The sequence below is a fragment of the Streptomyces rishiriensis genome, from assembly GCF_030815485.1.
Lineage (GTDB): Bacteria > Actinomycetota > Actinomycetes > Streptomycetales > Streptomycetaceae > Streptomyces > Streptomyces rishiriensis_A.
Map to the genome: position 1 here is coordinate 5,174,082 of NZ_JAUSWV010000002.1, position 25,218 is coordinate 5,199,299.

Below are 25,218 nucleotides of genomic sequence, written 5' to 3' on the forward strand. Positions count from 1 at the left end.
GGGCGTGAGATCTGGCATCCCCTCTTTGCGGGTTGCCTCCGGCACGTATCGTGAGTGCTTGCGGACCGTACGCATCCAGCTATACGGCCGGATACGGCTGTAACGGCACGCAACGCGAACGGAATTGACCGACCGGGCGGCCGGGGGAGGCAACGTGGACGACTACGCGGGTCGAGTACTCGTCGACCGCTACCGCCTGCCGCTGCCGCCCTCCGACGAGTACGAACTCACCGAGACACGCGCCTTCGACACCTACAGCGGGCAGGAAGTCCTGGTCCGCCAGGTGCCGTTGCCGGAGGTGGTCGAGGCCGAGGTGCTCGACGCGGAGGGACTGCCCGAAGGGTTCACCGCGCGGGAGCGCGGGGCACGGCGACCCAGACCCCGGGGCCTGGGCGAGGGGACACGACGGCCCGCCGATCCCGTCGTCCGGCGGGCGATGGAGGCGGCGCAGGCGACGGCGGGCATTCCCGACCATCCGCGGCTCGACCAGGTCTTCGACGTGTTCGCCGAGGGCGGCTCGCTGTGGATAGTGAGTGAACTGGTGGCCGCGCGGCCGCTCGCGGCCCTGCTCGCCGAGAAGCCCCTGACGCCGTACCGGGCGGCCGAGGTGGCCTCCGACGTACTCATGGCACTGCGGGTGCTGCACGCGCACGGCTGGGTGCACCGGAACATCACCGCGCGTACGGTCCTCGTCTGCGACGACGGGCGGGTCATGCTGACCGGCCTGGCGGTGGGCGCGGCGGAAGAGGCGCTGTGCGGGTACGACCCGGTCCCGGCGCCGGACGCGGAGCGTCAGCAGGGCGTGGCGGGCCGGGGGAACGGCGGCGCGGGCAACGGCGGGAGCGTCGTCGGGCCCCGGGCCCCCGTGTCTGCGCCGCGACCCGACGGCCAGGTCGCTCTCGGCGGACCCGCCGGAACCGGTGGCTCCGGCGGCTTCGGTGGTTTCGGCGGTTCCGTCGGGGCCGGCTCCGGCGGAAGCGGGGCCGGTGCCGGTGCGGTCGACCCCGAGGCCGCGCGGCGGGCCGCCATAGAGGCGCGGGCATCGGGTGCGCTGCCGGTGCCGGCGGGTGAGCCGTCCGGTGGCGGCGGGGCATCCGGGGCGGTGGCCCGCAGGGCGCCGACGGAGACCGGCGGGGACATCCGCGCCGCGCGCGCCGGGGCGATCGCCGCCTATCGCGCGGGAGCGCGGGCGGCGGCCCGGGTGCAGGAGGCCCAGGAGGCGCAGCAGAACGGACGTGCGGCCCTGCCGGGCGCCCGCACCCCGGGCGACGACGGCCAGGGGACCCCGGCAGGCGGTCCCCCCGGGCAGATCGCCGACCCCTACGGAGTCTCGGGCGCACCCGTGCCCGGCCCCGCCGGGTACGGCCAGGGACAGCCCGCTCATCCCCACCGGGCGGGCCCCGGCTCCGGCGGCGCACCGCACGCCGTCCCGCCGGCCTCGCACTCTTCGCTCACGCCCGTGCCCGGCGCCCAGGTGCCCGTGCAGGGGCAGGGCACGGGACCGTCGGGGGAGGGCCCGGGCGGAGCCCGCTGGGACGAGCCGGTGGCCGGGGCGCCCGGGAGCGTCGCGCGCCGCGGGCCCGGCACCGCGCTGGCCGCGGAGCGGGCGCGGCAGGCCCGGATGGCCGTGGTCGGGCCGGTCACCGAACGCTGGGCGCCCGAGCAGGCCGGGCCGGTGCACGAGAACTGGCAGCTGGCCGCGCCGATCGGTCCCGCGACCGACCTGTGGGCGCTGGGCGCGCTGCTCTTCCGGGCGGTACAGGGACATGCGCCCTACCCCGAGGAGTCGACGGCCGAGCTGGTGCAGATGGTGTGCGCCGAGCCGCCGGCCTTCGCCGAGGAGTGCGGACCGCTCAGACCGGTCGTGGAGTCGCTGCTGCGCCAGGACCCGACCGAGCGCCTCGGCTTCGAGGAACTGCGGGGCTGGCTGCGCTCACTGGTGCGGTCCGCGCCGGAGCCGGAGGCGGGTACCTACGTCGTCGCCGCGCCGCCGACCGATCCGCGTCGGCTGCCGATCGTCCGCCGCCGGGGCGAACTGGTGCGCAGACGGCGTGCCCGTCTGCCCGCGACCCACGGGCGGCACAAACGGGACCGGCCGGAGACGAGCGGTTCGCCCCGCAGCCTGGGCCGCACCCTGCTGGTGCTGATCCTGCTCGTGCTGGCCGGGGCCATCGCGTACGCCGTGCTGTTCATGCCCAAGGCGGACGAGGGCGCGGCCGGTACGGACGGCTCACGGCGGACCGGGGCCACCGGCGCGCCGGGCGGCCAGGCGCCCGAGGCGAGCAGCGAGCCCCGGCCCGACCAGACCTCGCCGGGCGCCGGCGCCTCGCCGTCCTCGGGAGCGGAGGCCACCCAGACGCAGACCGGTGGGTCCGGGTCGGGCGTCGCCGAGGGGTTCACCGTCCGCGCGGACGACGCCGGCTTCCGGGTCGCCGTCGCCAACGGCTGGGACCGCACCCCGAAGAACGGGCGCGGCCAGGTCGTGTACGCGCACGGCGACTTCGAGCTGATCGTCGTGCCCGGACGCGACAGCGCGTCGTCGAACGGCAGCGACCCGATGGTCTACCAGCGGGAGAAGGAGAGCGAACTCCAGCCGTACCGTGACTCCAGCTGGGCGACGGCCTCGGGGCTGCGCACGACGACGGTGGGCGCCCGGACCATGGCCGAGGGGCAGTTCACCTGGACCGACGGCGACGGGCAGGAGCTGTACGTCCGCAATGCCGCGATCCTCGTCTCGGGGCGGTACCACGTCGTGCAGGTCAGGGGGCCGGAGGCGGAGCGGGACGAGGTCACCCGGCTGTTCGAGCAGGCGTCGGCCACGTACCAGTACACCGGCTGAGCACCCGCCCGGTCCTGTCCGGTCCCGCCCGCTCGCGTGCGGTTCTCTCCCGGCCCTGGAGGCGACAACCGTCACAGTGCTGTCACCTTGGCACCCTGCCGGTTCCCCGGAAGGTGCCCGGTCTTTACGCTGGCTGTGTCAAGAGCATTGCGGGGCAACGTGAATCAGATGCAGGGCCTGCTCCTGGCGGGTCGCTACCGGCTCGCCGACGCCATCGGGAGCGGCGGTATGGGCCGGGTGTGGCGTGCGCACGATGAGCTGCTGCACCGGGCCGTCGCCATCAAGGAGTTGACGGCGGCGCTCTACGTCGCGGAGAGCGACCGAACCGTGCTGCTGGCGCGGACCAGAGCTGAGGCCCGCGCGGCCGCGCGGATCAACCACTCCGCCGTGGTCACCGTGCACGACGTGCTCGAGCACGACGGCCGGCCCTGGATCGTGATGGAGCTGGTCGAGGGCCGCTCGCTGGCCGACGCCGTCAAGGAGGACGGGCGGATCGAGCCCACCGAGGCCGCCCGGATCGGTCTGTGGGTGCTGCGTGCCCTGCGTGCCGCGCACTCGGCCGGCGTCCTGCACCGTGACGTCAAGCCCGGCAACGTGCTGCTCTCGCACGACGGCCGTGTCCTCCTCACGGACTTCGGCATCGCCCAGATCGAGGGCGACAGCACCATCACCCGGACCGGGGAGGTCGTCGGCTCGGTCGACTACCTGGCCCCCGAACGCGTGCGCGGCCAGGACCCCGGCCCCTCCTCGGACCTGTGGGCGCTGGGCGCGACGCTGTACACGGCGGTCGAGGGACGGTCGCCGTTCCGGCGCACCTCGCCGCTGACCACTCTTCAGGCCGTCGTCGAGGAGGAGGCCGCCGAAGCCGGGCACGCCGGCCCGCTGGGCCCCGTCATCACCGCCCTGCTGCGCAAGGACCCGGCCACCCGTCCCGACACCGCCGAGACCGAGCAACTCCTTGCCGAGGCCGCCGAGGGGCGGCGCCCGGACGGGGCGCAGGCGTACGTGCCGACGCAGTACGGCGGTCCCGACCGGGCTTCGGGGCATCACCGCCCCGTGGCGCACCCGCCGTCCCACCCGACGGCCGGCACCGCGTACGTCCCGCTGCCGCCGGAGGCGGCGACGCCCGTGCCCGGCCATCCCATGACGGCCGCGACCGCCGTGGGGCCGACGAACCTCGGCCAGGACGTCGCACGGCAGCCGCAGCGGTCCCAGCCGCCTCGTCGTCGTCGGGTGCTGGCGCTCGTGGTCGTCTTCGCCGCGCTGGTCGGCGGGGGAACGGCGGTGGCGTGGCAGAAGTGGGACGAGGGGCGGCAGGGCACCGGTGGCTCCGCGTCGGCGTCCACCTCGCCGAGCCCGAGCACGTCGGCCGAGACGAGCACCCCCGCCCAGGACGACTCCTGGGAGGAGATCAACGACCCGCTGGGCTTCGGGCTCTCGCTCCCCAAGGGCTGGGAGCGGGACGTCTACCAGGACGACGGCGACCTCAAGCAGATCGACTACACCCCCGACGGCGGCGAGCACTTCCTCCGCATCGCCCTCGACAAGTCCCCCGACTTCAGCGACCCCTACGCGCACCAGGTCGACCTCGAACAGCAGCTCCAGCGGCTGGTCGGCTACGACCGGGTCACCCTGGAGAAGAACGTCTACCGGGACCGCGAAGGCGCCGAATGGGAGTACACCTGGACCGCGCTGGCGAAGGACACGGAGTTCCCCGGGCCGCGCCGCGCGATCGAGGAGACGTACGTGGCCCGCGACGGCACCGAGTACGCGATCTACATGTCCTCGCCCGCGGCGGACTGGCCCGAGACGGCCAAGCGGTTCAAATCCGTACTACAGAGCTGGCGGGAGCCCACTTCGTAGCGTCGGCCGGGGCCCGGTAGTTGGCCGGACGGCGCCCCGGAGGCGTGGTGTCCGGTGGGGCATGATGAGTCCATGGGGACCGAGGGGGACGGGGACGGCGTACGGGTCATCGCGGGCCGTTACCGGCTGGAAGCGAGGCTCGGGCGCGGGGGCATGGGAGTCGTGTGGGGTGCCACCGACCAGCTGCTGGGACGGCGTGTCGCCGTCAAGGAGCTGACCCGGGACGACACGCTCTCCGACGAGGAGGCCCGCGGCCGCCGCGACCGGACACTGCGCGAGGCCCGCGCGGTGGCCCAGTTGAGCCACCCGCACATCATCGTCGTGCACGACGTCGTCGAGGAAGGCGAACGTCCGTACATCGTCATGGAGTTGATCGACGGCGGATCGCTCGCCGACCGGATCGCCGCGCGGGGTCCGATCGAGCCGGCCGAGGCGGCCCGGATCGGCATCGCCCTCCTCGGGGCGCTGCGCGCCGCCCATGCCGCCGGGGTCCTGCACCGGGACATCAAGCCCGCCAACGTCCTGCTCGAACGCGACAGCGACCGCGTCGTCCTCACCGACTTCGGCATCGCGCAGGTCGCGGGCGCCACCACGCTGACCGAGACCGGGTCGTTCGTCGGCTCGCCCGAGTACACCGCGCCGGAGCGGATGTCCGGGGCGCGGACCGGAGCGGAGTCCGACCTGTGGTCGCTCGGCGCGCTGCTGTGCACGGCGCTCAGCGGCGAGTCGCCTTTCCGGCGCGACTCGTTGGGCGGCATCCTGCATGCGGTCGTCTTCGCCGAGATCCGGACACCCGCGCAGGCCGAGCCGCTGCTGCCCGTCGTGCGGGGGCTGCTGGAACGCGATCCGGACCGGCGGCTGGGCGCCGCCGAGGCGGAGCGGCTGCTGCGCGCCTACCTGGACACCGGGCGTACGCCGGCCCCGGTGTCGGCGGGGTACACGCCGACCCAGGCGGACCTGTCCCGGCCGCGTTGGGAGCCACCGGCCAGGGAGCGCTCCACCCGGGGGGTGCTCGTCGCCGCGCTGCTGGTCGCCGCGATGGCGGGGGCGGGTGTCTCGGCGGCGGCGCTGCTGCTGAACGGCGACGGCGACGGCGGGCGCACCCCGACGAGTTCGGCGCCGGGGTCCCCGGCGGGCGGCTCGGCGAGCCCCACGCCCACCGGGACCCCCTCGGCCACCCGTTCGCCGTCGGGCTCCACCCCGTCCTCCAGGCCCTCCGGGTCCGCCACGGCGGGCGCTGCCTCGGCGGCCTCGGACGACCGCCCCGGCACGCCGACCGCGCCCTCCGGCTACCGGGTGGCGGTCGATCCCGCCGGGTTCTCGCTCGCCGTGCCGGAGGACTTCACGCGGGTGCCCCAGGGCGAGCGGGTCTTCTACCTGTCGCCGGGGCAGGTCTTCCGGCTCGGCGTCAAGGTCGCCGCCGCACCACCCGGCGGCCCGCTCGCCGTGATGGAGTCCGCCGCCGCCGGGGGTCCGGACACCAACCCGGGCTACCACGACGGCCGGGTCACCGAGACGGCACACGGCCGGAGCCCCGCCGCCCTCTGGGAGTTCACCTGGGACGGCTTCAGCGCGGCGGAGGGGCCCCGGCACACGTACGACCTGTGCTGGGAGGAGGGCGGGCTGCTCTACGACGTGTGGGTGTCGGCGCCGGTCGGGAAGGTGCGGGAGGCGCGGGAGTACTTCGACGTCGCGGTCGACACGTTCGCCGTATCGACCTAAACGGGAAATAAGGAACGTTGTGCGTCACGGGTCTGTGACCGGTGTGCGCCGCCGGTGGATACCGGCCTGTCCGGCGCGATAGGGATGGAGTCATGAGTTTCGACGGGGGCGCCGGCCGCGAGGCCGACGAGACGACGAGTTTTGTTCTGCAACCGCCGAGGCCGGCGCCGCCGCAGCAGGCCGCGCTGCCCGACCTGGCCGTCCCGCCGCAGGAACCGGGCGTCGGGCGGCTCATCGCGGGACGCTACCGACTGCTCGCCAAGCTCGGGCACGGCGGCATGGGCACGGTCTGGCGCGCCAAGGACGAGACGGTGGACCGTGAGGTCGCCGTCAAGGAACCCCGCGTACCCGACCACCTTCCCGAACGTGAACAGACCAACGTGTTCGAGCGGATGCGCCGCGAGGCGCGGGCCGCGGCCCGGCTGGACCATCCTGCCGTGGTCAACGTGCACGACGTGGCGGTCGTCGACGGCCGTCCGTGGATCGTGATGGAGCTGGTCCACGGACGCTCGCTCGGCGACGCCCTCCAGGAGGGCACGCTCGGCGCGCGCGAGGCGGCCCGGGTCGGCCTGGAGGTGCTCGGCGCGCTGGAGGCGGCGCACGCGGCGGGCATCCTGCACCGGGACGTGAAGCCGGACAACATCCTCCTCGGCCGCCACGACCGGATCGTCCTCACGGACTTCGGCATCGCCCAGATCGAGGGCGAGACCAACCTGACCGACACCGGTGGCTTCGTCGGCTCGCCCGAGTACATCGCCCCCGAGCGGGTGCTGGGCCAGCGACCCGGCCCGGCCTCCGACCTGTGGTCCCTGGGCGTGGTGCTGTACGCGGCGACGGAGGGCGTCTCGCCGTTCCGCCGCAGCAACACCCCGGCCACGCTCCAGTCCGTCCTCAACGCGGTGCCCGCGCCGCCCGCCGCCGCCCAGGGCCCGCTCGCCGAGGCCGTCAACGGACTCCTGGACAAGGACCCGGCGCGCCGCCCGGCCGCCGCGCGGGTGCGGGCCCTGCTGGAGGCCGCCGCGAACCCGCCCGCACCCCAGCCCCAGCCCCAGCCCACCCAGGTCGTGCGGCAGGGCGAAGCCCCGCGCGCCCGGCGCCGGTTCGGCCGCGCGGTGTGGACCGGGCTCGGCGCGGCGGTCGTCGCGGCGGCGGTGGCGGTGTACCTGGTGGTCGCCGACCCGTTCGCGGGGCCGCTGCCGGACGGCTGGACGACGGAGCACGAGAAGGAGGTCACCGCGACGCTGGCGGTGCCCGACACCTACGTACGCAGCGAACCCGGGAAGAACGCCGCCGCCGACGAGCACTGGGTCAGCTACACCGACCCGAGCGGCGCGATCTCGGTCGTCCTGCTGGTGAGCCGCAAGGCGGAGGACACCGGCCACGAGATCAAGGCCTCCGCGGCCGCCGAGATGTACGCCGACGACGGGGACTTCAAGGAGTCCGGCAGCTACGAACTCGAGATGCCCAAGGGGCCGCGCACCTCGACCGACGACAACATGACGTTCCACGACCGCAAGGCCGCCGGGAACACGGTCGGCTACACCACCACCGACTCCCAGGAGCCGGCCCCGCGCGAGCTGAGGATCCTGTACTACAAGTCCTCCGGCGGTGACATGTACAAACTGATGATCGGCTACCCCGGCAAGGGCGACTTCACCCTGCGCGGCCGTGAGGTGGCCCGTACCGCGATCGCCAACCTGGAGATCGACAAGCTCTAGCCGGTGGCCCACGGGTCGCTTCGCGCGGCGCACGCACGAGTGCTGCGAACGGGCCTTGAAGTCAGTGGAGTTGGTGAGACCGGCACACCTCGCGGGGGAGGGCGCGGTGGAGGGGCGACGGCTGGAATCGGGACGGTTCGCCCTGGGCAGGTGAGGGTGCGGGGGATCGTGGTAGTCATGGAGGCATGAGCAACGACGGGGGCCCCGGCGGCGCCGAAAACCGGACGGTGGGCGGGCGCTACCGGCTGCTGGAACGTATCGGCTCCGGCGGGATGGGCACCGTCTGGCGGGCCCGCGACGAGCTCATGGATCGCGAGGTCGCCGTCAAGCAGCCCCGGTTGCCCGGCGATCCCGAGGACGACTTCCACCGCCGGGCCGCCCACCGCCTCCACCGGGAGGCCAGGGCCGCCGCGCGCGTCGACCACCCCAACGCCGTCGCCATCCATGACGTGGTGGTGGAGGAGGGCACGGGAGCCGGCGTGGAGGGCGGACTCCCGTGGATCGTCATGGAGTTGGTCCGTGGCGAGTCCCTGCACGAGGTGCTGAAGCGCGGCCCCCTCGACCCGGCCGAGGCCGCCCGGATCGGTCTCGCCGTCCTGGGCGCCCTGCGTGCCGCGCACGCCGTCGGCATCGTCCACCGGGACGTGAAACCCGCCAACGTCCTGCTCGGACCTCCCCCACTGCCGATCCCGCCCGAGCCGGGGCAGCCCCACGGCCGGGTCGTCCTCACCGACTTCGGCATCGCCCACATCCAGGGCGAGGAATCCCTCACCGTCAGCGGCGAGTTCGTCGGCTCGCTGGAGTTCGTCGCGCCCGAGCGGATGTCCGGACGCGGCGGGGGTCCGGCGTCCGACCTCTGGTCCCTGGGCGTCCTGCTGTACGCGGCCGTCGAGGGCTGGTCCCCGTTCCGCCGGACGACGGTGGAGTCCACGCTCGCCGCGATCATCGCCGCGGACCCCCCGGAGCCGAAACAGGCCGGCCCCCTCGGCCCCCTCGTCGTACGGCTCCTGGTCCGCGACCCGGTTCAGCGGCCCGGCCCGGCGGAGGTCGCCGAGATACTCGCCGCGGTCACCGGGGGCCGACCCCTGCCGGCCCCCGCCGGGAAAACCCGGGAAGCCCGGGACGGGGGAAGCGGCGAACGTGGTGAAGACGGAGAAGACGGAGAAGACGGAGAAGACGGGGGAGACGGGGGAGACGGGGGCGGAGGGGAAGGCGGAGGAAGAGGAGGAGAAGGCGGGCGAAGTGACGAAGGCGGAGCAGGGAGAGGAGAGGGCGGGCGAAGAGGTGGAGGCCGGTGAGGTCGAGCCTCAGGACGCGCTGGTCTTACGGGAGTTCGGCGAGGACGCGGGAACGGTGCGGGTGAGGACGGCCCGGCCGGACGCGGGAAGGGTGCGCGTCGGCGTGGCCCCGCCGGAAGCGGCGCAATCGAGCGTGCCGCTGCCGGTCAACGACGCCCCCGGACCACGGCTGCCCCACCCGGCGTCGGCCACCGGGCCCGGACCGGCCCGCGCGGGCCGCCTCCGGCGGTCGTCGACGCGTCGCTCGCTGACCCTGGCCGTGCTCGCCGGGCTGCTCTGCGGCGGCGCCTGGTGGGGGAGCGACCGGCTCGGCGGGACCGACAGCGGAGCGGCGGAGCGGCCGGTGACCTACTCCGGCTCGGCGTCGACGACTCCGTCCGCCTCCGCCGTCGCGGGCACGCGGTGGGTCGCTCACCGCGAGGCCGGGCTGGACGCCGTGCTGTCCCTTCCGAGCGGGTACCGGCAGTCGGCCCGGCAGGACGGCGCGGATCAGGAACCGCGGCTGGTGGTCTACTCGGCGGGCCCGGTCGACGTACGCCTCACCCTGTGGGACAAGGCGCCCGCCGCCCCGATGGCCAGAGCGGCCCAGACGCACGACACCTGGAACGGCTACGCCCCGGACGCGCGCACCCAGACCACCCGCACCACCTTCCACGGCGCCGAGGCCGCCCTCGCCGACACCACCTACGCCCTGGACGACGCCCCGACCCGTGTCATGGAACTGTTCGTCCTCACCGCCGACGCCCGCATGTACGAGCTGCGCGTCGTCATGCCCAAGGGGACCCCGGAGGAGAAGCAGGGCACGGCGGTGTTCAAGGCGGCGCGGGACCGCCTGGAAATCGGTAAATGACCGGGCACAACGTCCTGATCAGCAGGTTTGTTGCCAGTGAACGCTGGCGTCATGTGTGCGGTCGGTGAAACGGTATTACCGGCGGGTACCCAAAGTCCTCCCCACGTCATACCCTGCGCCTCATGACGGACTCGCAGGCCCCGGAAAAGACCGGCACCGAGCTCAGTGGGAAGACCACGACCGGTACCAACCCTCTCGCCCCCGCTCCCAAGGGCGTCCGTACCGCCGCGGACGTGGTCACACCCGAGCTGATAGCCCAGCTCACCAAGGGGGTGACCGGCTCCGGCCGTACCGCCAACCACACGCCCTTCACCGGTGGGAAGCTGGCCGACCTGCCCGAGTCCACGCCTGACGACGTGCTGAAGGCCTTCGAGGCGGCCCGCGAGGCGCAGGCGGTCTGGGAGCGGACGCCGGTGCGGGAACGCGCCGCCGTCCTGCTCCGCTTCCACGACCTCGTGCTGGAGCGCCAGGCCGAGGTGCTCGACCTCATCCAGCTGGAGACCGGCAAGGCGCGACTGCACGCCCACGAAGAGGTGCAGGCGGTGGCCGTCGCCGCCCGGCACTACGGCCGCAAGGCCCCGTCGTACCTCCGCCCCAAGCGGCACGCGGGCGCCATGCCGACGCTGACGAAGGTCACCGAACTGCGCCACCCGCGCGGGGTCGTCGGCCAGATCGCCCCCTGGAACTACCCGCTGGAGCTGTCGGTCGGCGACGCGCTCCCGGCGTTCGTCGCGGGCAACGCGGTCGTGATGAAGCCCGACACGGAGACCTGCCTGACCGCCCTGTGGGCCCGTGACCTGCTCGTCGAGGCGGGACTGCCCGCCGAGGTCTTCCAGGTCGTCCTCGGCGAGGGGCCCGTCGTCGGCCCGGAGGTCGTCCGGCACGCCGACTACGTCTCCTTCACCGGCTCCACCCGCACCGGCCGAGAGGTCGCCCAGGGCGCCGCCGCCCGTCTCGTCGGCGTCTCCCTCGAACTCGGCGGCAAGAACGCCATGCTGGTCCTCGAGGACGCCGACATCGAGAAGGCCGCGGCGGGCGCCGTCCGCGCCTGCTTCTCCTCGGCGGGCCAGCTCTGCATCTCCATCGAGCGGCTGTACGTCCACGAGTCGATCGCGGACGCCTTCGTCGAGCGCTTCGCCGCCCGCACCAAGGCCATGCGCCTGGGCACTTCACTGGCCTACGGCGCCGACATGGGCTCCCTGGTGGGCGAACGCCAGCTGGAGACGGTGACCCGGCACGTGGAGGAGGCCGTCGCCAAGGGCGCCAAGGTCGTCGCAGGCGGGGTCGCCCGCCCGGACATCGGCCCCTACTTCTTCGAGCCGACGATCCTCGACGGCGTGACGGAACCCATGTCCGTCTGCACCGAGGAGACCTTCGGCCCGGTCGTCTCGATCTACCGCTTCAAGACCGAGGACGAGGCCGTCGAGCTCGCCAACTCCACGCCGTACGGCCTGAACTCCTCGGTCTGGACGAAGGACGGCCGCCGCGGCCGGGACGTCGCCGCCCGGGTGCGGGCCGGCACCGTGAACGTCAACGAGGGCTACGCCTCCGCCTACGGCAGCGTCCAGTCCCCCATGGGCGGCATGAAGGACTCCGGGCTCGGCCGCCGCCACGGCTCCGAGGGCATCCTCAAGTACACCGAGGCCCAGACGGTGGCCCAGCAGCGCCTCCTGCCGATGGCTCCGGCACTGGGCATGGACGACGAGAAGTACGCGGAGTTCATGAGCCGGAGCCTGAAGCTCATGAAGGCGTTCCGCTTCCGCTAGGAGCCCCCGCCGCCGCCCTACGGTCCCCCGCCCCACCAGTACGCCCCGCCCCACCCGTTCTCAACGAGGAGAGCATGTGTCCCAGGACGCTTACGACTACGACGTCCTCGTCGTCGGCTCCGGCTTCGGCGGTTCGGTGACCGCCCTGCGCCTGACGGAGAAGGGCTACCGGGTCGGCGTCCTGGAGGCGGGGCCGCCGTTTCACCCGGGAATCGCTGCCCAGGAACTCCTGGGACCTGAAGAACTACCTCTGGGCGCCCAGGCTCGGCATGTACGGCATCCAGCGGATCCATCTGCTGGGCAACGTCATGGTGCTGGCCGGCGCGGGCGTGGGCGGCGGTTCCCTCAACTACGCCAACACCCTCTACATACCGCCCAAGCCCTTCTTCGACGACCCCCAGTGGCGTGACATCACCGACTGGCAGGAGGAGCTGAAGCCGTACTACGACCAGGCGCGGCGCATGCTGGGCGTACGGCTCAACCCGACGACGACCCCCTCCGACGTGCATCTGAAGGCGGCGGCGGAGCGGATGGGCGTCGGCGACACCTTCCACATGGCCCCCGTCGGCGTGTTCTTCGGCGACGGCGAGGACGCCGACGGGACGGCGAAGGCCGGGCCGGGGGAACAGGTCGCCGATCCCTACTTCGGAGGCGTCGGCCCGACCCGCAAGGCCTGCACCGAGTGCGGCGAGTGCATGACCGGCTGCCGGCACGGCGCGAAGAACACCCTGAACGAGAACTATCTCCACCTCGCCGAGAAGGCGGGCGCGGTCGTGCACCCGTTGACGACGGTCGTGTCCGTCACGGACGACTCGCAGGGCGGCTACGCGGTCGCCACGCTCCCCACCGACGGCCGCCGCAAGGCGAAGGGCAGGGTCTTCAAGGCCCGCCGAGTAGTGCTCGCCGCGGGCACCTACGGCACCCAGACGCTGCTGCACCGCATGAAGGCGGACGGCCAACTCCCTTACCTGTCAGACCGGTTGGGCGAGCTGACCCGCACCAACTCGGAGGCGCTGGTCGGCGCGCAGACCGACGACCGCCGCTATCGCAAGGTGACGGGCGCGGCGAAGGTGGACTTCACCCGCGGAGTCGCCATCACCTCCTCCGTCCACCCGGACGACAGCACCCACATCGAGCCGGTCCGCTACGGCAAGGGCTCCAACTCGATGGGCGGCCTGTCGATCCTGCAGGTGCCGTACGCGGAGGGCTCGTCGAGGGTCGCCGGGTGGCTGGCGAACGCGGCCCGCCACCCGCTGCTCGTCCTGCGCTCGCTCTCCAACCGGCGCTGGTCGGAGCGGACCATCATCGGCCTGGTGATGCAGTCCCTGGACAACTCGCTGACGACGTACCTGAAACCGGACGGCGTCGGCAAGGGCCTGCTCACCGCCCGCCAGGGCCACGGCGCCCCCAACCCCAAGCAGATCAGGGCCGCCTCCGAGGCCGCCTCCGCGATCGCCGCCGACATCAACGGCTTCGCCGGATCCAACGTGGGCGAGCTGATGGGCACGCCGCTCACCGCGCACTTCCTCGGCGGCTGCCCGATCGGCGACTCGCGCCGGACGGGGGTCATCGACCCGTACCACCGCCTCTACGGCCACCCCGGCATCTCGGTCGTCGACGGCGCCGCGGTCTCGGCCAACCTGGGCGTGAACCCGTCGCTCACCATCACGGCCCAGGCCGAGCGCGCGATGTCGTACTGGCCGAACAAGGGTGAGACGGACCCGCGTCCGGCGCAGGGCAGGGCGTACGAGCGGCTGAAGCCGGTGGAGCCGGTCAGCCCGGTGGTGCCCGCCGAGGCGTTCGGAGCGCTCCGCCTGCCGTTCCTGGGCATGCCGGCCGTCCCGCCCAAGCGGTAGCCGATCCGGCCCGGCGAAAGCGGTCGGCGATCCGCCCAGGCCAAAGCAGAAGGCGATCCGCCCAGACGAAGGGCGAAAGGCGAAGGGACCTGCGCCCCCCTCCGAGCGCAGGTCCCTTCGCTGGTCTCGATACGCGTTACGCGTGCGTGCCGACCTTGCGGCGACGGACCGCGAACACCGCGCCGACGCCGGCCACCACGGCGACTCCGCCGACGAGTCCGATCATCGGCAGCGCCGAGTTCGAACCGGTCGAGGCGAGGCTGCCGCTGATGGGCTTGGCGCTGCCCTGGGGCTTGACGCCGTCGGTCGGCTTGTCACCGTTCGGCTCGGCGTCGTCGACACCGTCCGCGGAGCTGCCGGCGGCGAGGATCTCGATGTCGTAGAGGTCACCGTTGCCGTAGCAGAGGGAGTCCTCGCCCGCGTAGACGGCCTCGCTGAAGGCGAGCGAGGAGCCCGCGGGCGCGGAGGCCTTGACCTTCAGTCGCAGGTCGAGGGTGGCGGAGGAACCCTTCTCCAGGGAGTCGAGCAGACCCACGAAGGAACTCGTGAGGTTGGCCTGCTTGCCGTCCTCGTCCTCGTAGTAGTCCTGGAAGCTGTCGGTCCACTTGCCGTCCTCCTTGACCTGGAGCACGGCGAGGCCCTCGGACAGCCACTCGTCCGTTTCGTCGCCGTACTCCACGAAGGAGTCGATGTACACGTTCTTCAGGTCGTGGTCGGAGCCGTTCTTGACCACGAACTCGAAGTCGTGCCAGCCGGAACCGGCGACGATCTTGCTGGGCAGACCCTTGAGATGGGCGGTGAGCTTCTCGTCCAGGTTGAAGGTCTTGCAGTCCGTGTACGGGTCGAACCCGTCCTCGCTCTCGCTCGCCGACGGGCTCGTGGAGGCCTTGCCGGAGCCGGACGCCGAGGGCGACGAGCTGCCGGACGGGGAGCCGGAGGCGCTGCCGCTCTGCGAGCCGGACGCCGACGGGGACGAGGTGTCGGACTCGGAGGCGGAGGCGCTCGAGCCGGTCGACGGCGAGGCGGAGGTGTCGTCCGACGCGGACGCGCTGGCGGACGGCGAACCGCTCTCCTCCGCGAAGGCGGCGGGCGCGGCCAGCAGGGTGAGCGGCGCGATGACGGCCGTGGCGGCCACGGAGACGAGCGTGCGACGAAGCTTCATGGAGACCTCGATGGATCCGGTGGGAGGCCTTCCGCATGGGGGTGTGGGTGTGGCCTTTGATTCGGTAGGTGTGACAGGCGAGCACTGGGAACAGTTGTGCGCGACTCACAGAATCTTTATATGACGCCCGTCACACCGCCAGGGCCGGATCGCCCCTCCGTGCCCGTGGGCGCTGTGTGCCCGTCGTCCCTGCGTGTCCCTCAGATCTGCGTGCCCCTCAGATCTGCGCGCCCTTCAGACCTGCGTGCCCCTCAGGCCTCCGCGCCCGTCAACTGTGGTGGCGGCATGACGAAGGGCCCCGCGGGACGGATCCGCGAGGCCCTTCTCTATCGTCAGCACCGGCGTCAGGGCAGCGCCGGTGCCTGGGAGCGGCGCCGGGGGGTCGCGCCGCTGGCCTGGACCTTCGCCAGGGCGGGCAACGCACGGAAGGCGGTTGCCCGGAGGGGGAGTTGAGCCTGTTCGGGGCTTTCTACGCATCGTGCTGGATGAGCGCGGCGCCCGCAACCGTTTGACCCGGACCTTGTGCATTTTTGCATTTTTCGCCGGTCGGCTCGGCCCCGGGCGTCCCCGAGGCCGGCCGTTCTCTTGGGTGACCGGGCTGCTGTCCCCTGCCGTCCGGTCACTTGTCCGGAGCGAGGTCCCACGGCGCACGGCACGATCCGTACGCCTCATCGCTCCAGCGAGCCACGCGTGGTTATTCCGGGCCCGCCCCTGGCTGGAACGGACACCGGGACCAACGAGGTCGTCCGGGAGGCGGTCACGCGCCCGTACGGGTGAGAGCGGCGTCCAAGGGGGCACAACCGGTGCCCGACCTCAGACGCGCCCGCGGCAGAGTTCCAGCAGCGTCATCGCCAGCGACGTGCCGGGCTTGCCGAGGGCGTCCCGGTAGTGGCCGAGGATCTCCATCTCGCGGGAGAGGTTCACGCGTCGGCCGCCCGAGGTCATCCGCGCTTCCTGGATGACGGCGGAGACGGCCATCCGTTCCTGGATCAGGCCGATGATCCGGTCGTCGAGCGAGTCGATGCGCTCACGGGCTCCGGTGATCATGTCGGCGGCCTCGGGGGTGCGGGCGCCGGTCACGTCGATGGTGGTCATGGGGGCTCCTGTGGTGGTGACGGGTGCCCCGAGCGGCAGGACCCGGGAAAACGACAGGCGCCCCGGGCCTTGTCGGCCCGGGGCGCCTGGGAAGTCGCTCGTCAGTTGCTCAAGCAGCACGACCATGGCAGCCGGTGGGCCGGTTGCCATAGGTAAACAGGAAGGTCGCGTGCGTGAGCATGCGGCCAGTATGCAGGGTCTCCGGGTGAGGTCCAAGGCGGTTCGCGAGGCGGCTCGCATCCTGAGACGCGGGTGGTGGGTCCGGCATCGGGACCGGTCCCACGTCCACCTCGGTAGAATCGGATTACACAGAGACCCCGCCCCACCGCCGGAAGGCCCCCGTGTCATCAGCGACTCCTTCTGCCGCCGCCCCCGACACCGTCCTGGTCGTCGACTTCGGCGCGCAGTACGCCCAGCTCATCGCCCGTCGAGTCCGCGAGGCGCGGGTCTACAGCGAGATCGTGCCGAGCACCATGCCCGTCCAGGAGATGCTCGCCAAGAACCCGGCGGCGATCATCCTCTCCGGCGGCCCCTCGTCCGTGTACGAGGAGGGCGCCCCCCGCCTCGACCGCGAGATCTTCGAGGCCGGCGTCCCCGTCTTCGGCATGTGCTACGGCTTCCAGCTGATGGCGCAGAGCCTCGGGGGCACGGTCGACAACACCGGCGCCCGTGAGTACGGCCGCACCGAGCTGCGCGTCTCCCGCGCGTCCTCCACCCTCTTCGAGGGCACCCCGGCCGAGCAGGCCGTGTGGATGTCGCACGGCGACGCCTGCTCCGCCGCCCCCGACGGCTTCAGCGTCAGCGCCTCCACGGACGTCGTCCCGGTCGCCGCCTTCGAGAACGACGAGAAGAAGCTGTACGGCGTCCAGTACCACCCCGAGGTCATGCACTCAACGCACGGCCAGCAGGTGCTGGAGCACTTCCTGTACCGCGGCGCGGGCCTCACCCCGGACTGGACGACCGGCAACGTCATCGACGAGCAGGTCGCGGCCATCCGTGAGCAGGTCGGTGACAAGCGCGCCATCTGCGGCCTCTCCGGCGGCGTGGACTCGGCGGTCGCCGCGGCCCTGGTGCAGAAGGCCATCGGCTCCCAGCTGACCTGCGTGTACGTCGACCACGGTCTGATGCGCAAGGGCGAGACCGAGCAGGTCGAGAAGGACTTCGTGGCCGCGACCGGCGTCCAGCTGAAGGTCGTCGACGCGGAGGAGCGTTTCCTCACCGCCCTCAAGGGCGTCTCGGACCCCGAGGAGAAGCGGAAGATCATCGGCCGCGAGTTCATCCGGGTCTTCGAGCAGGCCCAGGCGGAGATCATCGCGGACGCGGGTCCGGCGGTGGAGTTCCTGGTCCAGGGCACGCTGTACCCGGACGTCGTCGAGTCCGGCGGCGGCAGCGGCACCGCGAACATCAAGTCGCACCACAATGTGGGCGGCCTGCCGGAGGACCTCGAGTTCCAGCTGATCGAGCCGCTGCGCAAGCTGTTCAAGGACGAGGTCCGCATGGTCGGCCAGGAACTCGGCCTGCCGGAGGAGATCGTCCAGCGCCAGCCGTTCCCGGGTCCCGGCCTCGGCATCCGGATCGTCGGCGAGGTCACCAAGGACCGTCTGGACCTGCTCCGCGACGCCGACGCGATCGCCCGCGAGGAGCTGACGGCCGCCGGTCTCGACCGTGAGATCTGGCAGTGCCCGGTGGTCCTCCTCGCGGACGTCCGCAGCGTCGGCGTGCAGGGTGACGGCCGCACCTACGGCCACCCGATCGTCCTGCGCCCGGTCTCCTCCGAGGACGCGATGACGGCCGACTGGTCGCGCCTCCCGTACGACGTCCTGGCGAAGATCTCCACCCGGATCACCAACGAGGTGCGCGACGTCAACCGTGTCGTCGTCGACGTGACCTCGAAGCCGCCGGGCACCATCGAGTGGGAGTAGGCCCTTCCTCCGGGCCCTTTCTGGGGACCGTTGGGGCCCGGAGGAGGGTCGCTCGCCGCTCGGCCCCTTGAGGCCTTCTCCCGAGGACAGGGTTCAGGTCCGTCGGAGCGTGCGCACCGGCTCGCCGGGCTGCCAGACCTGGGCGACCAGATAGGTGTCGTCCTCGACGTAGGTCCGTACGACCTCCGTCAGCTCGGTGCGGAAGAGGTGGAACGGCTGCGGCGGTTCCACCTCTTCCACATAGGCCGCCCGAGCCTCCCCGTCCTCCACCTCGACCGCCCGACCGGCGATCCGTACGTCGCCCCCGCCCATCCCGGTGCCCTCGCCGGGGTTGGCCTGGAGGCAGAAGCGTGCGTCACGGCGCAGATCGAGGGCCTTGAGCGAGCCCGGCATCATGCCGAGCCACAGCTCACCGCCGAGGAACCGGACCTCGATGCCGCTGGTGCGGGGGGAACCGTCCTTGCGCAGCGTCGCGAGGACGTGATGCGTGAAGGCTCCGAAGCGTTCCTCGGTGAGCTTCGCGAGTGCGGGTTCGGCAGCGGCGAAGGCCGCCCAGTTCGCTGTCATACGGCGAGTGTGGCGCCGATACCCGACATCCGCTGTCCGGTATCTACGGGCGGTGGGTCAGAAGCCCTGCGGTACCGGCCGGACGTACCGCTCCAGTCCCGCAGCGTCCCGGACGGGCGTGCAGCCGGCGGCCATGAGCCGCTGGGCCAGCTTCGCGCGCCGGGTCGTGTTGACCTTGAGGGCGCCCAGCATGAACAGCGGCATCAGCACGGCCAGCGGGAGCAGGACGGCGTACGCGCCGGTCACCACGGCCATCAGCAGGAACAGCACCGCCGATCCCCAGCCGATGGCCAGCAGCTGCTTGCGGTTGGCGGCCGCGCCGAGGGCGTCGTGCCGGATGAGCGCCGTGATCACGTCGATCTCCGGCTGCACCTCGGGGACGGGGGTGAGCGAGCCCAGGTACATGCCGGGCACCGGGCGGCTGGGCCCCGGGTCGGGGAAGGCCGCCGAGTTCGCCGCGGCCCGCTGCCGCGCCCAGGGGCTCGGGTCGCGCACCAGCTGGACGTGCATGACGCGGTGCTTGCCGACCAGGCGCACGCTCTCGTACCGGAAGCCGTAGCACTCGGCGAGATAGACCAGCGCCCCGAACGTCTCCAGCTCCGCGAAGGGATGGACGAGCTCGATGGCGTTGCGCGTCGCGATCTGGCGCATGAGGGCGGTGATGTGGCGGTCGGCGAGGCTCAAGGTGTGCTCCGGAGGTGACGGAAATCGTCATCTTTACATAACGGCTCTGCCCTTTTGTGCTGACCGGCGGTAACTTCCGCGTCGTAACGCAACCCAGTGCTGGAGGACCGATGCACGGGCCCACGCCGCCTGCCCCACTGCCCACCGACCGGCTCCGGTTCGCGATGCCGCCGATGCACGACTCGGAGGAGGACGAGCGCCGACACCGCAAGGAACGGCTGGCGGGGGCGGTACGCGTCTTCGGGCGGCTCGGCTTCGAGGACGGCGTCTCGGGGCACATCACCGCCCGTGACCCGGAGTTCGACGACTGCTTCTGGGTCAACCCCTTCGGGATGCCCTTCAAGCACGTCACCGTCAGCGACCTGGTGCTGGCCAATGCCGACGGACAGGTGGTCGAGGGCCGCTACCACGTCAACCAGGCCGCCTTCACGGTGCACGCCCAGGTCCACGCCGCCCGCCCGGACGTCGTCGCGGTCGCCCACTGCCACTCGGTGCACGGCCGTGCCCTCGCCGCGCTCGGCGAGCTGCTCGACCCCATCACCCAGGAGAGCTGCGCCTTCTACGAGGACCACGCGCTCTACGACGCCTACACCGGCGTGGCCGTCGACGCGGGAGAGGGACGGCGTATCGCGTCCGCGCTCGGCACCCGCAAGGCGCTCGTGCTGCGCAACCACGGGCTGCTGACGGTCGGCGACTCGGTGGACGCGGCCGCCTGGTGGTTCCTGTCGATGGAACGCTCCAGCCAGGTCCAGCTCACCGCGCGGGCGGCGGGCCGACCTGTCCTGATCGACCACCGGGCGGCCGTCGCGACCAGGGAACAGCTCGGCGGCGACCTTGTGGCATGGATCAACTACCAGCCGTTGTGGCAGGACATCAGCCGGAGCGAGCCTGACCTGCTGAGCTGAGCCCCTGCCTCGGGGTCGTGTCCGCCGGCCGTATCCGCTGGCCGTGTCCGCTGGCCGTGTCCGACGGCCCTGTCCCGCAGGCCGTGTGTGCACGGCTGAGGAGTTCAGTGCGAGTTGCGGGGTCAGTGCGGGGTCAGTGCGGGGTCACCCAGTGCGGGGCCCAGGTGCCGGTGGCGTCGTGGCCCGTCGCCGTGGCGGTGAGGTGGGCGCGGAGGGCGGCGAGCGCCGGATGGGCGTTGTCGCGGTGCCAGAGGAGTGAGTGCGGGTAGACAGGCGTCGGGTCGGTCACCGGGATGCGGCGCAGGCCGTGGCCGGCGGGCCAGATGAGGCGGGTCTGCTCGCCCATGAAGGTCGCCAGGGCCGGGGTGTCGGCGATGGTGTCGAGGAGGGCGTCGGAGCCGAAGTTGGGGCCGGTCGCCTCGATGGTGAGGCCGAACTCGGCGACAAGGTCGTCGTAATAGACGGCCCACTCGGTACCGGGGACGATGCCGGGCATCCAGATCCGGTGCCCGGCGAGCCGGGCGAGGGGCACCGACCTCGCGCCCGCCAGCGCGTGGGCAGGCCCGGTGAGCAGCTGGAGCGACTCGTCGAGCACCCGGACGGACCGGATGTCCTCGGGGAGCGGCCGGCCGGGCACGGCGACGGCACGGAAGGAGGCGTCGATCGCCCCGGACCGGATGGCGGCGACGGCCGTCTCGATGTCGAAGAGCATCATGACGTCGAGCTCGATGTCGGGGTGCGTGCGGTGGAAGCCGCGCATCAGGCCCGACGCCGCGCTGCGCGAGGCGATCACGTCGACGCGCAGCGGACGGCGGCCGGCGCGCACGGACGCGACGGCGCGCTCGGCGACGCGCAGCAGCTCACGCGCGTGGGGCAGGAACGCCTGCCCGTCGATGGTGAGCACGGCGCCCCGCGCGGTGCGGGTGAACAGCCGCACGCCGAGGTCGCGCTCCAGCCCGGCGATGCGCTTGGAGACAGCCTGCTGGGTGACCGCCAGCTCGGCGGCGGCCTCCTGGAACTGCCCCGCGTCGGCGGCGGCGACGAAGGTCCGAACGGTGTCGAGGTCCATGCCCACAGCCTAGAGACACAACCATTGGTTGTGACCCGTCGGCCCTGCGGTTGTTTGCTCCGCGCCGGTGGGGCCCGCTTTGATGCTTCCGACCGGGGATCGGTGTGCGGGCGGGGAGCGAGGGGCGGAGGCGGACATGAGGAGCGGGCGCCGGCGGGAGCGGCGATCGGGGCGTCCGCTCGGGCACCGGCTGGGGCGGCGGTTCGGGTGGCTCTGGGGAGCGTACGGGACCAGCGCGCTCGGCACCTGGCTGGCCTTCGGCGCTTTCCCGCTGATCGCCATCGAGGTGCTGCACGCCGGACCGGCCGAGGTCGCCGCGCTCTCCGGCGCGGGGGCCGCGGTGGGTGCGGCCGTGGCGGTGCCGCTCGGCCCGTGGGTGGAGTTCCGTCGCAAGCGGCCGGTACTGATCGCGATGGACCTGGTGCGGTTCACGGCGCTGCTGACGGTCCCCGCCGCCTTCGCGCTCGACGTGCTCACCTTCCTTCAGCTCCTGCTGGTCTCGATCGTCGTCGCGGCGGCCGACATCACCTTCCGCGCCGCCTCCGGCGCGTTCCTCAAGACGCTGCTGCCGGCCGAGGACCTGCTCGTCGCCAACGCCCGGTTCGAGTCCACGTCCTGGACGACCACGATCATCGGACCGCCGCTGGGCGGCGCCGCGATCGGGCTCCTCGGTCCGGTGGCGACCGTGGTGGCCGACGCGGTCAGCTATCTGCTCTCGGCCCTGGGCATCCGCGCGATGGGCGGCCACGAGCCGCTGCCCGAGCGCCGGGAGGCCACGCGTCTGCGGGCTCGGGACCTGCTCGACGGCTGGCGGTACATCCTCACCGACGCGACACTGCGACCGTTGTTCCACAACACCGCGTTGTTCAACGGCCTGGTGATGGCCACCCAGCCGCTGCTGGCCGTCCTGATGCTCGGCCGGCTCGGGTTCGCACCGTGGCAGTACGGCCTGGCCTTCGCCGCGCCCTCGATCGCCGGACTGCTCGGTTCGCGGCTGGCCCGACCGCTCGTCAGCCGGTTCGGACAGCACCGGGTCCTGGTCGTGTCCGGGGCACTGCGCTCGATCTGGCCCGTCGGGCTGGCCTTCCTCGGACCGGGTTCCGGCGGGCTGCTGCTGGTGACGGGCGTCGAGCTCGGACTCATCTTCTGCTGCGGGGTCTTCAACCCCGTCTGCGCCACCTACCGTCTCGAGCGCACCACGACCGACCGCGTCACCCGCACCCTGACCGCCTGGGCGGTGACGACCAAGGCCACGACCGCGCTCCTGACGGCCGCCTGGGGCGTACTGGGCAGCCTGCTCGGCCCCCGCACGGCCATCGGCCTGGCCGGCGTGCTCCTGCTGGCCACCCCGCTGCTGCTTCCCCGGCACGACCACGTGCCGCAGCACGAGCCGAAACCGGCCCGCAGCCACACCTGACCCGACGCACGCTCCGGGACCGTCCGGGACCGGGCCCTGCCCTAGAAGCCGCGCAGGACGACCGCCTTGGTCCGTGCGAACTCCTCGTCCGTGAGCACCCCGTCCCGGTGCAGCTCGCCCAGCTCGCGCAGTCGGCGCAGCAGTACGTCGTGGTGGTCGGCCGGGGGCGGGACGGACGCCGCGAGCCCGCGCCGACGGACCGTGTGCCCGTACGCGCCTTCCCGCCCGTGCCCGTCCTCGCCGACGTGTTCCGTACCCGCACCTGCGGAGGGGTGCGGGAGACGCGCGGTGACCGCCGTCGCGACCAGGGCCGTCAGCAGATCGCGGCTCACGTTCCCCCACAGATCCAGGGCGTACGGGTCCTTCTCGGCCGGCAGTCTCGAGAAAACCGTCTCGCGGGTCACGAACCGCAGGAAGCCGTCCTCGTAGCCGGAGTTGGGCAGCCACTCGACCCGCACGACATCGCCCACGTCGATCATGCGCGGGCCCGTCGCCCGCTTCACCCGGTCCGAGGTGTCCGCCCAGTCGACCCGTACCCGGGTGCCGTCGAAGGAGACGGTGCCGTCGGAGGAACGCACGGAGACCGGAACCGGCGGACCCGGCAGGAGATACGCCTTGGTCGGCTCGCCCGGGATCTGGTCGAGCAGCAGCGCGTGCCGGATCTCCTCGGCGAGGTACTCGGCGACCCCCGAACGGTCCACGTCCACGACGAGCCGGTACGGATCGGCCCGATCGGGCAGCCGGCCGCCGGTCGCGTGCAGCAGCGGATCGGCCCCCTCGCGCAGTCGCATCCGCAGCCGCCCGCGCCTGCGTTCGGTTTCGTAGACGACCCCGGCGACCGCCTCCAGAGGCACGGTGATCTCCCCGTACGTCTGCCGGAACAGGGGTACGGAGCGGTGGAGTCCCGGCGTGATCCTGACCGATGTGCCGTCGAAGGCCCAGGTCCCGTCACGCTGGATGATCTCGGCCATACGGGAATTCTCGCAGCCGGGTCAACACGGCCCCGCCCGCTTCACCCGCGCTGACCAGACCTGCCGGGAACAAGGGGTGTGCCGTAGGGCACAATTCGCTGTCATTACGGGGGAGTTGTTCACAGTGCGGCGGCCGGGACCCGGACCGGGTCCCCCAAGGGCCGCCATCCGATCGGGTCGTGGGGAAGGCGGGCGTCGGACATGGCGGTGCAGGAGGCGAGACAGGGCACGGAGTCGCGCAGGGGGCCGGGCGTCCACGAGGGTGGCTGTACCTGCGGGGACTGCCCGCACGGGGCCCGTGCGGGACACCGGCGAGCGGTGGCCGAGTTCCTGGTGCAGCGGGACGGGTTCGCGGCCGGACACGGCCTGCCGGCCGCCGTCGCCCACTCCGTCTCGGCCTCCCGTCAATGGGTCTCCGAGGAGCTCACCCAGTCCGCCGAACTCGTCGCCGAACGCGGCCGCGCCGAGGGCGAGGCCTGGCTGTCCCGTCTGTGGCTCCGCACGACGGTCACCGTGTGGGTGGCGGTCGTGGCCCTGTTGCTGGCGCAGTCACTGACCGCGATCGGCGCGGGCTGGACCGACGCCCGCACCGCCGGACTCATCGCCGCGCTCGTCGTCGCCGGAGCACTGACCGCCGCCTCCTGGTTCCACCGGACGCGCGGCGGGGCGCTCGCCCCCGTGATCGGCGAGGACAACCGCCTCTCCACCTCGCGCGCAGTCGCCGTCGCCTGGCTACTGCTCGTGGCCTACGCCGTGCTGGTCCTGGTGGGCCGGCTCGCCGCCGCCTCCGGCCACGCCGAACGCGACGCGCTGCTCGCCGGGCTCGACCTCTCCCGCGGCGCCGGCGTGGTGACCGTCCTCGCCGTCGTCTGCGGGATCGCCGTGCTGGTGCGCCGGGTGGTCGGCCTGCGGGTCCTCGGCCAGCGGCTCCAGAAGATCCGCGCCGACCGCCCCCGGGCTGCCGACCTGCTGACCGACGACGCCGGCCGCGGCACCTTCGCCGACATCCAGTACGTCGTGATCGGCGCCGTCGCCCTCGTCTTCGCCGCGGTCCGGCTGGCCCGCCGGCCCGACCAGCTGCCCGACCTTCCCTGGGGCCTGGCGGTCGTGGTCCTCGTCTCGGCCGCGACCTACCTCGCCGGCAAGTACGCGGAGGGCGGCCGTCCCGTCATCCTCTCCGTCGTCCGCTCCCGCGAGGCCGGCGACCTCGACGCCCCCATCCGCACCGGCGACGACATCGAGATCCGCGGCGCCGGATTCGTCCCACCCGGCGCCCAGACCGCCGACCGGCTCTCCCGCATGGTCGTCCGTATCGGCCCGGTCCATGTCCACGTCCCCCTGGTGCCGGTCACCGGCGGCTTCAGCAACCCCACCGACGCCGTCCTCACCGTCCCCGTCCCCGCGGACGTGGAACCGGGCCGGGTGGACGTGCAGGTCGTCACGGCCGCCGGTGCGGAGACGAACCGGTACGCGATCGACGTCACGGACTGAACCGGCGGGTGGAGTGGACTCCG

At 72.7% G+C, this 25,218-nt stretch carries 16 protein-coding genes and 2 pseudogenes; 12 read left to right on the forward strand and 6 right to left on the reverse strand.

Annotated elements, in window-relative coordinates:
* The first annotated feature begins 154 nt into the window (after positions 1-154).
* The 8 genes and pseudogenes from QF030_RS25660 (at position 155) to QF030_RS25695 (ending at position 13,912) form a co-directional block, all read left to right on the forward strand.
* Positions 155-2,839 (forward strand): protein kinase, encoded by a 2,685-nt coding sequence (locus QF030_RS25660; RefSeq protein ID WP_307164962.1) that lies wholly within the window; start codon positions 155-157, stop codon positions 2,837-2,839.
* Positions 2,840-3,007: 168 nt separating this feature from the next.
* Positions 3,008-4,702 (forward strand): serine/threonine-protein kinase, encoded by a 1,695-nt coding sequence (locus QF030_RS25665; RefSeq protein WP_307164963.1) that lies wholly within the window; start codon positions 3,008-3,010, stop codon positions 4,700-4,702.
* 72 nt (positions 4,703-4,774) lie between these two features.
* The gene (locus QF030_RS25670; protein ID WP_307164964.1) at positions 4,775-6,424 is read left to right on the forward strand and encodes a serine/threonine-protein kinase; all 1,650 of its coding nucleotides are present in this window, start codon (positions 4,775-4,777) and stop codon (positions 6,422-6,424) included.
* A gap of 92 nt (positions 6,425-6,516) precedes the next feature.
* Positions 6,517-8,142, forward strand: a complete 1,626-nt coding sequence (locus tag QF030_RS25675) for a serine/threonine-protein kinase (RefSeq protein ID WP_307164965.1) — start codon at positions 6,517-6,519, stop codon at positions 8,140-8,142.
* A gap of 185 nt (positions 8,143-8,327) precedes the next feature.
* Positions 8,328-9,260, forward strand: a pseudogene (locus QF030_RS25680) (serine/threonine-protein kinase); the annotation flags it as partial.
* A 124-nt stretch (positions 9,261-9,384) separates the two neighbouring features.
* Entirely contained in the window at positions 9,385-10,290 is a 906-nt protein-coding gene (locus tag QF030_RS25685; protein ID WP_307164966.1) for a hypothetical protein, read from the forward strand.
* A gap of 122 nt (positions 10,291-10,412) precedes the next feature.
* Positions 10,413-12,056, forward strand: a complete 1,644-nt coding sequence (locus tag QF030_RS25690) for a succinic semialdehyde dehydrogenase (RefSeq protein ID WP_307164967.1) — start codon at positions 10,413-10,415, stop codon at positions 12,054-12,056.
* A 76-nt stretch (positions 12,057-12,132) separates the two neighbouring features.
* A pseudogene (locus QF030_RS25695) lies at positions 12,133-13,912 on the forward strand (GMC family oxidoreductase N-terminal domain-containing protein).
* A 136-nt stretch (positions 13,913-14,048) separates the two neighbouring features.
* Here QF030_RS25695 and QF030_RS25700 read toward each other — a convergent pair.
* Both QF030_RS25700 and QF030_RS25705 read right to left on the reverse strand, forming a co-directional pair.
* Positions 14,049-15,074, reverse strand: a complete 1,026-nt coding sequence (locus tag QF030_RS25700; protein ID WP_307164968.1) for an LPXTG cell wall anchor domain-containing protein — start codon at positions 15,072-15,074, stop codon at positions 14,049-14,051.
* 813 nt (positions 15,075-15,887) lie between these two features.
* The gene (locus QF030_RS25705) at positions 15,888-16,169 is read right to left on the reverse strand and encodes a chorismate mutase (protein ID WP_307164969.1); all 282 of its coding nucleotides are present in this window, start codon (positions 16,167-16,169) and stop codon (positions 15,888-15,890) included.
* Between the two features lie 341 nt (positions 16,170-16,510).
* On the opposite strand from QF030_RS25705, the gene guaA reads away from it, so the two are divergent.
* Positions 16,511-18,091 (forward strand): glutamine-hydrolyzing GMP synthase, encoded by a 1,581-nt coding sequence (gene guaA, locus QF030_RS25710; protein WP_307164970.1) that lies wholly within the window; start codon positions 16,511-16,513, stop codon positions 18,089-18,091.
* Between the two features lie 93 nt (positions 18,092-18,184).
* On the opposite strand, the gene QF030_RS25715 is transcribed toward guaA, so the two are convergent.
* Positions 18,185-18,658 carry a pyridoxamine 5'-phosphate oxidase family protein gene (locus QF030_RS25715; RefSeq protein ID WP_307164971.1) on the reverse strand — a complete coding sequence of 158 codons (474 nt, stop codon included), beginning with the start codon at positions 18,656-18,658 and terminating at the stop codon, positions 18,185-18,187.
* A 57-nt stretch (positions 18,659-18,715) separates the two neighbouring features.
* A complete protein-coding gene (locus tag QF030_RS25720) occupies positions 18,716-19,342 on the reverse strand; it encodes a hypothetical protein (RefSeq protein ID WP_307164972.1) in 627 nt (208 codons plus the stop codon).
* Between the two features lie 110 nt (positions 19,343-19,452).
* Here QF030_RS25720 and QF030_RS25725 point away from each other — a divergent pair, with 110 nt between their 5' ends.
* Positions 19,453-20,247, forward strand: a complete 795-nt coding sequence (locus tag QF030_RS25725; protein ID WP_307164973.1) for a class II aldolase/adducin family protein — start codon at positions 19,453-19,455, stop codon at positions 20,245-20,247.
* A 133-nt stretch (positions 20,248-20,380) separates the two neighbouring features.
* Here the strand turns inward: QF030_RS25725 and QF030_RS25730 are convergent, their stop codons facing one another.
* Positions 20,381-21,316 carry a LysR family transcriptional regulator gene (locus QF030_RS25730; RefSeq protein WP_307164974.1) on the reverse strand — a complete coding sequence of 312 codons (936 nt, stop codon included), beginning with the start codon at positions 21,314-21,316 and terminating at the stop codon, positions 20,381-20,383.
* 136 nt (positions 21,317-21,452) lie between these two features.
* Here QF030_RS25730 and QF030_RS25735 point away from each other — a divergent pair, with 136 nt between their 5' ends.
* Positions 21,453-22,733 (forward strand): MFS transporter, encoded by a 1,281-nt coding sequence (locus QF030_RS25735; RefSeq protein ID WP_307164975.1) that lies wholly within the window; start codon positions 21,453-21,455, stop codon positions 22,731-22,733.
* 41 nt (positions 22,734-22,774) lie between these two features.
* Here QF030_RS25735 and QF030_RS25740 read toward each other — a convergent pair whose 3' ends face one another.
* A complete protein-coding gene (locus tag QF030_RS25740; RefSeq protein ID WP_307164976.1) occupies positions 22,775-23,704 on the reverse strand; it encodes a DUF4429 domain-containing protein in 930 nt (309 codons plus the stop codon).
* 201 nt (positions 23,705-23,905) lie between these two features.
* Here QF030_RS25740 and QF030_RS25745 point away from each other — a divergent pair, with 201 nt between their 5' ends.
* Positions 23,906-25,195 carry a hypothetical protein gene (locus QF030_RS25745; protein ID WP_307164977.1) on the forward strand — a complete coding sequence of 430 codons (1,290 nt, stop codon included), beginning with the start codon at positions 23,906-23,908 and terminating at the stop codon, positions 25,193-25,195.
* Positions 25,196-25,218 lie beyond the last annotated feature (23 nt).

Bases quoted from the DNA above. Each gene is read 5' to 3' on its own strand.
- QF030_RS25665 (WP_307164963.1), top strand. From the start codon at position 3,008: ATGCAGGGCCTGCTCCTGGCGGGTCGCTACCGGCTCGCCGACGCCATC.
- QF030_RS25670 (WP_307164964.1), top strand. From the start codon at position 4,775: ATGGGGACCGAGGGGGACGGGGACGGCGTACGGGTCATCGCGGGCCGT.
- QF030_RS25675 (WP_307164965.1), top strand. From the start codon at position 6,517: ATGAGTTTCGACGGGGGCGCCGGCCGCGAGGCCGACGAGACGACGAGT.
- QF030_RS25690 (WP_307164967.1), top strand. From the start codon at position 10,413: ATGACGGACTCGCAGGCCCCGGAAAAGACCGGCACCGAGCTCAGTGGG.
- QF030_RS25700 (WP_307164968.1), bottom strand. From the start codon at position 15,074: ATGAAGCTTCGTCGCACGCTCGTCTCCGTGGCCGCCACGGCCGTCATC.
- QF030_RS25705 (WP_307164969.1), bottom strand. From the start codon at position 16,169: ATGACCACCATCGACGTGACCGGCGCCCGCACCCCCGAGGCCGCCGAC.
- QF030_RS25715 (WP_307164971.1), bottom strand. From the start codon at position 18,658: ATGACAGCGAACTGGGCGGCCTTCGCCGCTGCCGAACCCGCACTCGCG.
- QF030_RS25725 (WP_307164973.1), top strand. From the start codon at position 19,453: ATGCACGGGCCCACGCCGCCTGCCCCACTGCCCACCGACCGGCTCCGG.
- QF030_RS25730 (WP_307164974.1), bottom strand. From the start codon at position 21,316: ATGGACCTCGACACCGTTCGGACCTTCGTCGCCGCCGCCGACGCGGGG.
- QF030_RS25735 (WP_307164975.1), top strand. From the start codon at position 21,453: ATGAGGAGCGGGCGCCGGCGGGAGCGGCGATCGGGGCGTCCGCTCGGG.
- QF030_RS25740 (WP_307164976.1), bottom strand. From the start codon at position 23,704: ATGGCCGAGATCATCCAGCGTGACGGGACCTGGGCCTTCGACGGCACA.
- QF030_RS25745 (WP_307164977.1), top strand. From the start codon at position 23,906: ATGGCGGTGCAGGAGGCGAGACAGGGCACGGAGTCGCGCAGGGGGCCG.